The organism is Tetragenococcus muriaticus DSM 15685, assembly GCF_000423785.1.
GTDB classification, from domain to species: Bacteria; Bacillota; Bacilli; order Lactobacillales; family Enterococcaceae; genus Tetragenococcus; species Tetragenococcus muriaticus.
In genome coordinates this window covers 75,572-88,425 of the sequence record NZ_AUIQ01000001.1, presented here as the reverse complement: position 1 = coordinate 88,425, position 12,854 = coordinate 75,572, and the positions used below count along the sequence as shown (strand labels likewise).

The following is a 12,854-nucleotide window of genomic DNA, read 5'->3' as shown; positions in this document are numbered from 1 at the left end:
CTCCTTCAATCCACTTTTTCAATAGGCGCAAAACTTGCTAGTAAACGTTTGACACCTAAATTTGGAAAAGCAATATCAAGTTCTACATCTTTTTGCTTGCCACTAACTTTTACTACAGTTCCTTTGCCCCACTTTTTATGTTGAGCTTTATCTCCAATTTCCCAAGACTGGCCTTCGTTAGTTGAAAAACTTGGAGAAAAAGTGGCCTTACTTTGCGAATTATTTTTAACCGTTTGGCGATTTGCAGAAATGCGTTGATTTTTATATACGACTGGCTGATCAGAACTCAATAATTCAGGATTGATTTCTTCCACGAAACGAGAAGGACGGTTGTATTGAGGCTTTCCATATAAAGTTCTTGAGAAAGCATTGGTTAAGTAAAGTTTTTCTTCTGCTCGTGTAATCCCAACGTAAGCTAGCCGCCGTTCTTCTTCTAACTCGCTTTCTTCCATTAAAGAACGACTTAGCGGGAAGATGTTTTCTTCCATCCCAATTAAAAAAACCACTGGAAACTCTAATCCCTTAGCTGCATGTAAAGTCATTAAGGTGACTTCCGAACTCTCTTCTTCATATTGATCAACATCAGATAATAAAGATAAATCATTAAGAAAGACAGTCAGTTTGTTTTCAGGTGCTTCTTTTTCTTCATCAGCCATGTTCTCGTATTGTTTATCAAAGTCTTGGGTGACTGTAAGAAATTCTTCCAAATTTTCTAGTCGAGCTTGAGATTCTAAAGAATTTTGAGCTTTTAGTTCATCATAATATCCACTTTCTTGCAGGACCTCTTTTGTTAGTTCTGTCATTGATAAGTAAGGGATCATTTGCTGGAAGTTACCTATCATATCACCGAAAGCTTTTAATTTTTTACCTACTTTTCCGCTTATGTTTGATAACTCAATATTTTCCGCAGCTTCTAAAAGTGGCATTCCGTTAAAATCGGCAAAATCATTGAGTTTTTCCATAGTACCTGGGCCTATTCCTCGTTTGGGGGTATTAATAATACGTGACAAACTCAGTGAATCAGCAGGGTTTGCAATAGCATTTAAATAAGCTAGCACATCTTTAATTTCTTTGCGGTCATAGAACTTATGCCCACCGACCATCGTATAAGGAATATTAGCTTTTAACAACATCTCTTCGATTACCCGCGATTGAGCGTTCGTTCGGTATAAGACGGCGAAATCTCCATATTTTTTTCCTTCATCGTTCATGGTATCTTGCATTGTCTCTACAATAAATTGGGCTTCGTCACGTTCTGAATCTCCGCGATAATAAGTAATTGTTTCTCCGGTGGTATTATCTGTCCATAAGTTTTTATCTTTTCGATTTTGGTTATTTGTAATGACTTGGTTAGCAGCTTCTAAAATATTTTGAGTAGAGCGATAATTTTGTTCTAATAAAATTGTTTGGGCTTCGGGGTAATCTTTTTCAAAGTCCAAAATATTTTGCATATCAGCTCCTCGCCAACCATAAATACTTTGATCGGCATCCCCTACTACACAAAGATTTTTTAATCGTTTAGCTAAAAGATTAACCAAGTGATATTGTGCATGGTTTGTGTCTTGGTATTCATCCACATGAATATACTGAAATTTATTTTGATAGAACTGCAAAACTTCTGAATTATTTTCCAATAAGGTGATGGTATTCATAATCAAATCATCAAAATCCATACATTGGTTTTTATACAGTTCTTTTTGGTATACTTCGTAACATTTTCCTACGATTTCTTCAAAATAACTCCCCTGCATTTTTTGATAGTTTTCAGGAGTAAGTAAAGCGTTTTTTGCGTTAGAAATACTTCCTAAAATAGCGCGCGGATCATATTTTTTGGGATCAATATCTAAGATTTTTAAGACATTTTTCATTAATGTCCGTTGTTCTGCGGTATCAATAATGGTGAAATTTTTCGAGTAGCCGATGCGTTCAACATCTCTTCGTAAAATGCGCACACACATCGAATGAAAGGTAGATACCCAAATGTCTTCTGCTTGTTTTCCTAGCAGTTCTTTTACTCGCCCTTTCATCTCTTTTGCTGCTTTATTAGTAAAAGTGATTGCCAAAATATTCCAAGGGTTCACACTTCTTTCTTCAATTAAGTAAGCAATACGATGGGTTAACACTCTTGTTTTTCCGCTACCAGCCCCTGCCATTAAAAGAAGCGGGCCTTCAGTAGTAGTAATCGCCTCTTCTTGTTTTTGGTTCATATTTGTTAATAGTTCATTTTGGGAGGTCATTGAACAAACACCCTTTCTTTTTCAATCCCTTTAATTATAGCATGTTCTTTTCTTTCAATAAACCTAACAAACTGGAAGCACACTTTCATTTTTTATCGATGATTTAAAAATAAAGAGTAAAATGATGAATAGATTACGAAAAGTTATCTATTATGTTTCATAATCAATGACCTGCTTTATTATTTTCTTTTCTGATATGTAATGAAAATTTATTGTAGTTTTCTGAAAACAGTGCTAGAATGATAAAGTAGGAGTGAAAAGATGTTAAAAAAATTACATACAACGGATCAAACACGGTTATATTTTATTTTAAAAGGAGGAATTGTTGGCATTATTTCGGGTGTTCTGGTCAGTATTTTTCGCTTAACCATCGAAAAAATGACAGAATACGTGCAACATTTTTACCTTTTCGCGCAAGAAAAACCACTTTGGCTAATTTTTTGGGCCATGCTCTCTATTGTTGTAGCTATTTTTATCGGCTATCTTATTAAAGCACAGCCCCATATTTCTGGAAGTGGGGTTCCACAGGTTGAAGGATTATTACAAGAAGAAATTCATTACCGTTGGTTTCCTGTTCTTTTGAATAAATTTGTCGGAGGCATACTTGCTATTGGCCCTGGGCTCTTTTTAGGACGGGAAGGTCCTTCTATCCAACTAGGAGCATCTGTGGGACAAGGATTAAGCAGCACTTACGATTCTCCTAAGTATGAGCAAAAGATTTTAATTTCAAGCGGTGCTAGTGCTGGTCTAGCAGCAGCCTTTAATGCGCCTATCGCGGCAGTATTATTTATTGTTGAAGAAGTTCATCATACTTTTTCTCCCCTTATCTGGTTAACTTCTCTTGTTTCATCCATTATAGCTAATTTTATTTCGCTATACATTTTTGGCTTACAACCAGTTTTATATTTAGGTCATATGGAGGATCTACCTTTAAAATATTATGGTTTACTACTTATTCTAGGCGTTTTTTTAGGTGTTTTAGGCAGAATGTATCAAAAGAATTTGCTTAATTTGCCTAAATGGTTTAACAAGTTGCCTATTCCCTCACCTTTTTATGGCCTTGTTCCTTTATTATTAGTTATCCCAATTGGTTTTTATTTCCCTAATCTTTTAGGTGGTGGAAACCAAATTATTTTAAATCTAGAAGAAAATAGTCATTCACTTTATTTATTATTACTTTTATTTTTACTGCGCTATCTTTTTTCTATGATTTCTTATGGTTCTAATCTTCCTGGAGGAATTTTTCTTCCTATCTTATCATTAGGTGCTATCTTAGGAGCATTATTTGGCGTATTTTCGATTGAGTATTTAGGCCTTGAAAGTTTTTACTTGAAGAACTTTATCATTATCGCAATGGCAGGCTATTTTACTGCTATTGGAAAAGCCCCTCTTACTGCCATTATTTTAGTAACTGAAATGGTCGGTTCGATTAATCACTTAATGCCACTAGGCTTTGTGGCATTAATAGCTTATATTGTAGTGGATTCTTTAGGTGGTCATCCTATATATGAATCTTTACTTGATCGCTTAGTTTCCTTTAAAAAAATTGCAGATCCTAATGAAAAAATTGTTATTGAGTTTCCAGTTACTGCTGAAAGTATTTTAGATGGTATGCCTGTCCGTGATTTTGTATGGCCAGAAGAAACTTTACTAGTTTCTATCCGACGTAATGAACAAGATATTTTACCACATGGCGATACTATTTTAAGAATGGATGATACTCTTTTGATACTAACCGATACCGACCATGCAACTGATGTTCGAAGGCAATTAAGAAAAAAGACTTTAATAAAATAGAGTGTTTCAATAATACTTTTAACTAGCTCCAATATATCCACTTTTTCTACTTTTTGCTTAGTAGATGAAATTGATATATTGGTTTTTTCTTTATACTTAGAAAAAAATTCCTTGTTCAGCTGTGAATTTGATTGTTTATGCGTGGTTTTGATTGATTTTGAAAAAATATCATGCTAAAATATCTATGGAAGGATTGATTGGAAATGCTTACAGAAAAGAGACATCAGTTTATACTGGACCTTTTGACTGAAAATGACATCGTAACAATAAATGAGCTTTTGAAACCGCTCAATGCTTCAGAGTCGACAGTTCGTCGCGATTTAAAAAATCTCGAAGAACAAGGGTTACTTGCACGGGTTCATGGAGGCGCTAAAAAAATGCCTCATCTCAGTTTTGAGGCAACCATGGCTGAAAAGGAAGAAAAATTTCATCAGCAAAAAGTACAAATTGCTAAATTCTGTGCCGGCTTATTGGACACAGAAGATGTGATTTATCTTGATGCTGGCTCAACAACGATTGAAATGATTCAATTTATTCCAAATGATCTTTCTATTAAGGTCGTAACGAATTCAGTAAAGCATGCCGCTCTTCTAATTGATCGTCAGATCGAAACGATTATTTTAGGTGGGAATATAAAACTATCAACCAATGCTACACTTGGTGCTACGGCTATGCAGCAGTTAAGTGACTTCCGTTTTAGCAAGAGCTTTTTAGGTATGAATGGCGCAGAGCTTGAAGCTGGCTTTACTACTCCTGATCCTGAAGAAGCAGCGGTTAAACGACAAGCATTACAGCAAAGTCAACAAGCATATGTACTGCTTGATCATTCAAAATTGCAACAAGTCACATTTGTACAAGTTGCCCCTTTAAAGTCAGCTACCATTGTTACAAACAGTTGTCCCCAAAAGTTTCGTGAGGATTTCCAAGATCAAACAACGCTAAAGGAGGTTAACTAATGATTTATACCTTAACATTGAATCCTTCAATTGATTATATTGTTCATGTAAATCAACTGAAAACAGGAGAAATTAATCGCATGACCGCAGATTTTAAACTACCTGGAGGCAAAGGGATCAATGTTTCTCGCATTTTACAACGAATTGATGCTAGTTCTTGCCCCCTAGGATTTTTAGGTGGTTTTACCGGTGATTTTATCGAAAAATGGTTAATTGAGGAAGGAATTCAAAGCCAATTTACCCGAGTTAAAAAAGATACTCGTATTAATGTCAAATTAAAGGCAGAAGAAGAAACTGAAATTAACGGACAAGGTCCGTCCCTAGCTGAAGATGAGATCAATCGCCTAAAATTTACCTTATCTGAACAAATTACTACAGGCGATATTGTTATTTTGTCTGGAAGTACACCTGGTGGTTTAAGAAAAGACTTTTATCAAGAACTCATTCAAATTATAAAAGATAATGGTGCTGAGTTTGTTATTGATACTACCGGTGAAGATTTATCAGCTGCCCTTTCTAAAGGCCCATTACTAGTAAAACCTAATAACCATGAGCTAGCAGAGCTTTACCATACAACACTTAATTCATTAGATGATATTATTGCTTATGGGAAAAAGCTATTAGAAGATGGAGCTAAAAACGCGATAATTTCTATGGCTGGCGATGGCGCTTTACTTATTACTCCAGAAGGCACTTATCTTTCAAATGTTTTAGAGCGTGAAGTGAAAAACTCGGTAGGCGCAGGAGACTCTATGATTGCTGGTTTTATCGGAAACTTTTCTCAAACAAAGGATCCACAAACTGCTTTCAAATGGGGAGTTGCCTGTGGAAGTGCAACTACTTTTTCTGATGATTTAGCAACAGGAGAATTTATCAACGAATTGCTCCCAGAAGTAACGATAAAAAATATATAGGAGGACTATAGAATGAAAATCAATGACTTATTGGTTAAAGAAGCCATGATCATGGATCTTCAAGCAACAGAGAAAAAACCTGCGATCGATGAAATGGTCCAAAAGCTTTATGATATTGGTAGAATTACTGATCTTGATAAATTTAAAGAAGGTATTTTGGCTCGTGAAGAAGAAACATCTACAGGTTTAGGCGACGGTATCGCAATGCCACACGCAAAAAATGATGCGGTAAAAGAAGCTACTGTGTTATTTGCTAAAAGCGAGCAAGGAGTTGACTATGAATCACTTGATGGACAACCTACCTATCTCTTTTTCATGATTGCTGCTCCTGAAGGTGCTGATGATACACACTTACAAGCTTTAGCAGCTTTATCACGTCAATTAGTCAACCAAGATTTTGTAGCAAATCTTCAACAAGCTCAAACACCAGAAGATGTGCAAGCTGCCTTTGCTCAAGTCGAAGAAGATGACGATGATGACGATGATGACGAAGAAAATGAAAATAAAGACGAAGGTAACGAACAAACAGAAGAAAGTGGCGACCAAGAAAAAGACCGTCCTTTCATTGTTGCTGTAACTGCTTGTCCAACAGGGATTGCTCATACTTATATGGCAGAAGATTCCCTGAAAAACCAAGCGAAAGATATGGGCGTTGATATTAAAGTTGAAACAAATGGTTCTGAAGGTGTTAAACACCGTTTGACTTCAGAAGACATTGCTCGTGCAAGTGGCGTTGTTATTGCTGCTGATACGAACGTGGAAATGAATCGCTTTGGCGGTAAACCTGTAGTGTCTCGTCCAGTTAGTGACGGAATCCGTAAGCCAGAAGAATTAATTAACAATGCCTTAAGTGGTAATGCTTCAATTTATCAAAGTAGTGATGAGCAAGCAAGCCAAAGTACAAGCAGTTCTGAAGGCGAAAAACAATCTGTCGGCCAAAAGATTTATAAAGATTTGATGAATGGTGTATCTCACATGCTACCATTTGTTGTTGCCGGCGGAATTATGATGGCACTTTCCTTCATGATCGACCAATGGATGGGCGTTCCGCAAGATTCCCTAGATCAATTAGGAAATTATAACCAAGTCGCTGATTGGTTCAACCAAATCGGAAATGCCGCATTTGGCTTTATGCTTCCAGTACTAGCTGGTTTTATAGCAATGAGTATTAGTGACCGTCCAGGTTTAGTCACAGGTTTTGCAGCAGGCGCGATTGCAGAACAAGGTGGCGCTGGATTTATCGGCGCTTTAATTGGTGGTTTTGTTGGTGGTTATGTTGTTGAATTCCTACGTAAAATATTAAAGGGTCTACCGCAATCACTAGATGGAATTAAAACTATTCTATTCTTCCCTTTCTTTGGTCTTTTAATTACTGGCTTCCTTATGCTTTTGATTAACGTTCCAATTAAAGTAATCAATGATGGATTGAACAGCTTCTTATTGAACTTAAGTGGAGCTAACGCTGCCTTATTAGGTGCACTATTAGCTGGAATGATGGCTATTGACTTAGGTGGTCCTATCAATAAAGCAGCTTACGTTTTTGGTACAGGCACGATTGCAGCAACAATTGCTCAAGGTGGTAGTCTTGTAATGGCAGCAGTTATGTCTGGTGGTATGGTTCCACCATTGGCAATCTTTGTAGCAACTCGTCTATTTAAAAACAAATTTACTGACCAAGAAAATCAAGCTGGTTTAACTAACGTTATTATGGGCGCTTCCTTTGTAACTGAAGGTGCTATTCCATTTACTGCTTCTGACCCATTCCGAGCAATTCCAAGTTTTGTAGTTGGTTCTGCAATAACCGGTGGCTTAGTTGGTGCCATGGGAATTCGTTTAATGGCTCCACATGGTGGTATCTTTGTCATTGCTCTTGTTAGCCAACCACTATGGTATATATTATTTGTTGTGATTGGCGCAATCATTTCAGGCGTTATGTTAGGCCTATTGAAAAAACCTGTAAAAGAATAATTTTCTTTACTAAAATGAGAAAAGTTCCAGATAAAGTTAGGGAGATTCCTGCTTTATTTGGAACTTTTTTTATGGAATTTTTAAATTCTCGGTTAAATTTGTTTTATTTATATGAATGAGTAGCTTCTTAATGGTATGATGGAAACAAACGGAGGTGGAATTATGGGCTTAAAGTTCAAACAAGATAATATTTTAGATCAAAAATTTGATGAATTCGCCTTTCTTCCAGATGAAAACAAAGATAAAAAAGTTGAAGAACAAGATTTAGAACGTTTTTTACATCCGGAACCAAAAAAAGATAAGAACAAAACAGATAGTAATTAAAAGAAAAATACGCTCCGAGTATCTAAACGATACAAGAGAGCGTATTTTTTAATATATAGTCAATCAGCTTTTTCTCTTAAAGAAATGTTTCAATTGCTTGCCAGGCTTCTTCTTTTCCTTCTTTTGTCACTGTAGAAAATACAACAAAATGATCATTCTCGTCAAAATCTAAAACATCCTTGATCCGTTCTATTTGTTTGCTTTTTTTACTTTTAGCTAGCTTATCCGCTTTAGTTGCTACCAAAATTACTGGAAATTCATAGTATTTCAAAAAATCATACATTTGAATATCCCCTTCTGTGGGATCGTGACGCATATCAATTAAAGAGACAACTGCTTGTAATTGCTTCCGATTAGCGAAGTATTCATCAATCATCGTCCCCCATTTGGCGCGTTCTTTTTTTGATACTTTCGCATAGCCATAGCCAGGTAAATCAACGAAGTGAAATAAGTTTTCAATTAAATAAAAATTAATCGTTTGCGTTTTTCCTGGTTTAGAAGAAGTCCGCACTAAATTTTTACGATCTATCAAGGTATTAATAAATGAAGACTTACCTACATTGGACCGACCAGCTAGAGCAATCTCTGGTAAAGATGATTTGGGATATTGTTTTTTAGATACAGCACTAATAATGATATCTGCCGAATGAACTTTCATATACTCCTCCTCGAAAACTTTTATAAATAAGACCGGATAGAATAAAACTCCTATCCGGCCATTAATTAACCTGCTTTTTTCTCTTCTGTATAGGTTACCTCTGGCGCTTCTATACCATTTACCGCACCTTCAGTAATAGCGACTTTTTTAGCGGATTCTTTTGAAGGAATATCAAACATCGCATCCATCATAATTTCTTCGATAATAGAACGTAACCCACGAGCGCCAGTTCCACGCTCAATGGCTTTATTAGCAATGGCTTTTAGACCATCTTCGGTAAATTCTAATTCTGTATCATCTAACGACAATAATTTTTTATATTGTTTTACTAATGCGTTTTTAGGTTCTGTTAAGATACGAATTAAATCATCTTGTGTTAATTTTTCTAAAGCTGCTGTTACAGGTAAGCGGCCGATAAATTCGGGGATTAATCCAAAATTCAACAAGTCTTCTGGAATAATATATTGCATAACACTTTCTTCATCTGCAATTTTTTGATTATTTGCTCCAAAACCGATCGCTTTTTCGCCTAGACGGTTTTTAACGATGGAGTCAATACCGTCAAAAGCACCTCCCACAATAAATAAGATGTTACTTGTATCTATTTGGATCATTTCTTGTTGAGGGTGTTTACGTCCGCCTTGTGGAGGTATACTTGCGGTAGTTCCTTCTAGGATTTTCAACAATGCTTGTTGTACACCTTCCCCAGAAACATCGCGAGTAATCGAAACATTTTCACTCTTACGAGCAATTTTATCGATTTCGTCGATATAAATGATGCCCTTTTCTGCCTGTTCAACATTATTGTCAGCTGATTGCAGAAGTTTCAACAGAATATTTTCAACATCGTCACCTACATAGCCTGCTTCTGTAAGAGTTGTTGCATCCGCAATAGCAAAAGGAACATTTAAAGTTCTTGCTAATGTTTGTGCTAAGAAAGTCTTACCTGAGCCTGTAGGACCGATTAAGCAAATATTGCTTTTCTGCAATTCTACATTCTCTTCTTCCTCTTCATTTTCAGAAACCCCAGCATTGACACGTTTATAGTGATTATAAACTGCTACAGACAATGCTTTTTTTGCTTGATCTTGACCGATAACATATTCATTTAATGCATCTAAAATCTCCCTTGGTTTAGGTACTTCTGTAAGTTCACGATCAGTATCTTCGTAAAATTCTTCATCGATAATATCTTTACATAAATTAATACATTCATCACAAATGTAAACACCCGGACCGGCAACAACTTTTCTTACTTCTTCTTGTGTTTTTCCGCAAAAAGAACAACGAACCGGTTGATTTGTATTTGTGTCATCATACATAGTGTTCACTCCTTGTTTAGCGATTGATAACGTGATTGTACACTTACTATCCAACAACCGCTTAGGTTCAGCCGTTTTCCTTTAAACAACCTTTAGTTATTTTAGCATAATTACCTGAAAAGAAAAAGTCTTTTAGCCTTGGTAATTATGGTTTTCTTAAAGAAAACCAACCTTTGATAACAAAATATCCAAACTATACGAAAATGGGCTTTCTGCACTTTAGCAGATATCATCGTAAACTCACGACAATTAGCTAATTTTCAAATATAGTTCGGATAATTTATGTTTTTCTTTGCTTATAATTGTTATAAACTAATCCTTCATCGAAAGACTATTCTTCAATTGCTGTTGAAGTCACTAGGTCAACAGCTTTTTTCATGTTGATGTCATGTTCAAGCATATCTTCTGTTAGTACAGAGCGAACTTGAGATTCTGGCATGTTATAAGACTCCGCTAAATTACTAATTTCTGAAGATATCTCTTCTTCTGTAGCTTGGAAGTTTTCTGCATTTACAATTGTTTCAATCACAAGGTTTGTCTTCACGCGTGTGTCAGCTTCCCCTTCAAATTGTTTATCCAAATCTTCTTCTGAAGTACCAGTGATTTGGTAATACATTTCAGCAGAGACGCCCTGTTGTTTCAAATTATTCAAGAATTCATCTTTTGCACGTTTAATTTCATCTTGAATCATTACATTTGGTAACTCAACAATTTCTGCATTATCTACAGCTTGTTGGATAGCAGATTCTTCAACAGCATCTTTTGCTGCCTTTTCTTTGCTATCTCTTATTTCTTGACGATACTTTTCTCTTAACTCATCTAATGTTTCAACTTCATCATCTAGATCTTTTGCTAATTCATCATCTAACTCTGGCAATTCTTTTTCTTTAACTTCATGAACGGTTACCTTGAACACTGCTTCTTTCCCTGCTAAATCGTCTGCTTGATAGTCTTCTGGAAAAGTTACCGTTACATCTAAGTTGTCCCCAGCTTTAGCGCCAACTAACTGCTCTTCAAATCCAGGGATAAAGGAATTAGAACCTAATTCGAGCGAATGATTGTTAGCTTGGCCCCCTTCAAAAGCTTCACCGTCTACAAAGCCTTCAAAATCAATAACTACTGTGTCACCATTTGCTGCTGGTTCGTCTTCTTTAACAACCATTTCAGCTTGTTGTTCACGTTGATTTTGCAAACGATCTTCTACGTCTTGATCAGTAACTTCGCGGTCTTGTTTTTCGACTTTTAGTTCTTTATATTGTCCGAGTTTAACTTCAGGCTTTACTGTCACATTGGCCTTAATTACCCAGTCTTCTCCTTGTTCCATGCTATCAACATCTATTTCAGGTTGAGATACAGGATCAATTCCTGCTTCTTGAACAGCGGCTTCATAGTGACTTGGTAAAAGGTCATTTAAAGTATCTTCGTATAAAGATGCTTCACCATACATGCGATCAAAAACTGTACGAGAAACTTTTCCTTTACGAAAACCTGGAACATTTAAATCTTTTTTTACTTTATTAAACGTTTTTGTTAAGCCTTCCTGAATATCTTCTTGTGGAATTGAAAATGTCAATACACCATCGTTGGTGCCTGTTTTTTCCCAATTTGCAGTCATGTAATTCCCTCCGCATTAATTAATAATTTTACTATATGAAATAGTTTCATGCATACCTTTAAATAGTACACTAACGCTTGTAAATTGTAAACATGTTAAGGCCAAACTTCCTTAATTTCTATGAACTTCGCCTACTTTTTGATAGGTGTGACGAATTTCCTGTTTCTTTTCTTGAATGTTTTGATAGTAATCCCATTGCTTATCGGAAACTTCTTCGCCAAACATTGCTTTATATTCCAAAATATAACTTTCTGCCCAATCTTCTGCTTGGTCAACTTCGGGTAAAAAAGGATACATAAAAGCAAAATGAGCTTTTATCTCTGGAATAATTAGCGTATTTATTTGAGGATAATCCTGAACTTCTTCATCAACTATAGTAAGTGTTCTTTGCAATACCTCAGCTTCTTCTGGTAAAGGTAAATCGTCCAAATGGATGTTTTTATGATCAACAGCAACTTCCCCAATAGCCCCTGCTTGTACTAGCTCTTCAATAAGCTTAGGGGGGATAAAAGGATTTTGGGACTCTGGTAAATAGACTTGGCAAATCGATAAAAAATCATCCAGAGTAATTTCTTTTACCAAGGTTTGCCATTCTTGAGGTGGAATTGGTTTTTTTATCTTATCTAGTCGAGCTAACTGTTTCTTCTTGGCAATTTTAACATCAGCTGATAACAAAGCTTGGGTTTTTTCCAACTGTGCTAACTCATCTTTTAGTTCTGCACTTTTTTCTGTGTGACTGCTATAATGTAATAACTTGTGTGCTGCTAAAAATTGTGCATCTAAAAGCAATAAATGAAAGTATTCAATAAAACTTTCAGTATCATTCATAAAAGCCGTAAAATGATCGTCTGCTAATTGCAAAGCAACCGAATAGTCTCCCAAATTCCGAAGTGCAGTAACTAATTTTTTAGCATAAAAGAATGTCGGACTTTGTTGATATAATTGGTTAAAGTCATTTTTTGCTGCTAAAAAATCTTGTGCTTGCAACTTTTTGTTACCATTTTCTAGCAATCGTTTATTTTCTTCAGGAAAATTAATAATATCTGCCATATTTCACTTTCTT

At 35.8% G+C, this 12,854-nt stretch carries 10 protein-coding genes; 5 read left to right on the top strand and 5 right to left on the bottom strand.

Features of this window, described 5'->3' with window-relative positions; all coding sequences use genetic code 11:
- Positions 1 to 5 precede the first annotated feature (5 nt).
- Complete coding sequence (pcrA, locus tag G577_RS0100410; protein ID WP_483294762.1) at positions 6 to 2,207, bottom strand: DNA helicase PcrA; 2,202 nt, start codon at positions 2,205 to 2,207, stop codon at positions 6 to 8.
- A 291-nt stretch (positions 2,208 to 2,498) separates the two neighbouring features.
- Here pcrA and G577_RS0100405 point away from each other — a divergent pair, with 291 nt between their 5' ends.
- From G577_RS0100405 to G577_RS12240, 5 genes are all read left to right on the top strand, one after another.
- Complete coding sequence (locus G577_RS0100405) at positions 2,499 to 4,034, top strand: ClC family H(+)/Cl(-) exchange transporter (RefSeq protein WP_028789425.1); 1,536 nt, start codon at positions 2,499 to 2,501, stop codon at positions 4,032 to 4,034.
- A 203-nt stretch (positions 4,035 to 4,237) separates the two neighbouring features.
- Positions 4,238 to 4,990, top strand: a complete 753-nt coding sequence (locus G577_RS0100400; protein ID WP_038026165.1) for a DeoR/GlpR family DNA-binding transcription regulator — start codon at positions 4,238 to 4,240, stop codon at positions 4,988 to 4,990.
- Positions 4,990 to 5,904 (top strand): 1-phosphofructokinase, encoded by a 915-nt coding sequence (gene pfkB / locus G577_RS0100395; RefSeq protein ID WP_028789423.1) that lies wholly within the window; start codon positions 4,990 to 4,992, stop codon positions 5,902 to 5,904. Before G577_RS0100400 ends, pfkB begins: the two co-directional genes overlap by 1 nt.
- Before the next feature lie 12 nt (positions 5,905 to 5,916).
- Complete coding sequence (locus tag G577_RS0100390; RefSeq protein WP_028789422.1) at positions 5,917 to 7,872, top strand: PTS fructose transporter subunit IIABC; 1,956 nt, start codon at positions 5,917 to 5,919, stop codon at positions 7,870 to 7,872.
- A 162-nt stretch (positions 7,873 to 8,034) separates the two neighbouring features.
- Complete coding sequence (locus G577_RS12240; RefSeq protein ID WP_169357977.1) at positions 8,035 to 8,196, top strand: SPJ_0845 family protein; 162 nt, start codon at positions 8,035 to 8,037, stop codon at positions 8,194 to 8,196.
- A 76-nt stretch (positions 8,197 to 8,272) separates the two neighbouring features.
- On the opposite strand, the gene yihA is transcribed toward G577_RS12240, so the two are convergent.
- From yihA to G577_RS0100365, 4 genes are all read right to left on the bottom strand, one after another.
- A complete protein-coding gene (gene yihA / locus G577_RS0100380; protein ID WP_028789421.1) occupies positions 8,273 to 8,854 on the bottom strand; it encodes a ribosome biogenesis GTP-binding protein YihA/YsxC in 582 nt (193 codons plus the stop codon).
- A 65-nt stretch (positions 8,855 to 8,919) separates the two neighbouring features.
- Positions 8,920 to 10,176 carry an ATP-dependent Clp protease ATP-binding subunit ClpX gene (gene clpX, locus G577_RS0100375; RefSeq protein WP_028789420.1) on the bottom strand — a complete coding sequence of 419 codons (1,257 nt, stop codon included), beginning with the start codon at positions 10,174 to 10,176 and terminating at the stop codon, positions 8,920 to 8,922.
- Positions 10,177 to 10,507: 331 nt separating this feature from the next.
- Positions 10,508 to 11,791, bottom strand: a complete 1,284-nt coding sequence (gene tig, locus G577_RS0100370) for a trigger factor (protein WP_028789419.1) — start codon at positions 11,789 to 11,791, stop codon at positions 10,508 to 10,510.
- A gap of 111 nt (positions 11,792 to 11,902) precedes the next feature.
- Positions 11,903 to 12,841, bottom strand: a complete 939-nt coding sequence (locus G577_RS0100365) for a hypothetical protein (protein ID WP_028789418.1) — start codon at positions 12,839 to 12,841, stop codon at positions 11,903 to 11,905.
- Positions 12,842 to 12,854: the final 13 nt, after the last annotated feature.

What these genes read in the sequence shown, in the direction of transcription:
- clpX (WP_028789420.1), bottom strand. Translation starts at nt 10,176, where the DNA reads ATGTATGATGACACAAATACAAATCAACCGGTTCGTTGTTCTTTTTGC.
- G577_RS0100365 (WP_028789418.1), bottom strand. Translation starts at nt 12,841, where the DNA reads ATGGCAGATATTATTAATTTTCCTGAAGAAAATAAACGATTGCTAGAA.
- pcrA (WP_483294762.1), bottom strand. Translation starts at nt 2,207, where the DNA reads ATGAACCAAAAACAAGAAGAGGCGATTACTACTACTGAAGGCCCGCTT.
- pfkB (WP_028789423.1), top strand. Translation starts at nt 4,990, where the DNA reads ATGATTTATACCTTAACATTGAATCCTTCAATTGATTATATTGTTCAT.
- G577_RS0100405 (WP_028789425.1), top strand. Translation starts at nt 2,499, where the DNA reads ATGTTAAAAAAATTACATACAACGGATCAAACACGGTTATATTTTATT.
- tig (WP_028789419.1), bottom strand. Translation starts at nt 11,791, where the DNA reads ATGACTGCAAATTGGGAAAAAACAGGCACCAACGATGGTGTATTGACA.
- G577_RS12240 (WP_169357977.1), top strand. Translation starts at nt 8,035, where the DNA reads ATGGGCTTAAAGTTCAAACAAGATAATATTTTAGATCAAAAATTTGAT.
- G577_RS0100390 (WP_028789422.1), top strand. Translation starts at nt 5,917, where the DNA reads ATGAAAATCAATGACTTATTGGTTAAAGAAGCCATGATCATGGATCTT.
- G577_RS0100400 (WP_038026165.1), top strand. Translation starts at nt 4,238, where the DNA reads ATGCTTACAGAAAAGAGACATCAGTTTATACTGGACCTTTTGACTGAA.
- yihA (WP_028789421.1), bottom strand. Translation starts at nt 8,854, where the DNA reads ATGAAAGTTCATTCGGCAGATATCATTATTAGTGCTGTATCTAAAAAA.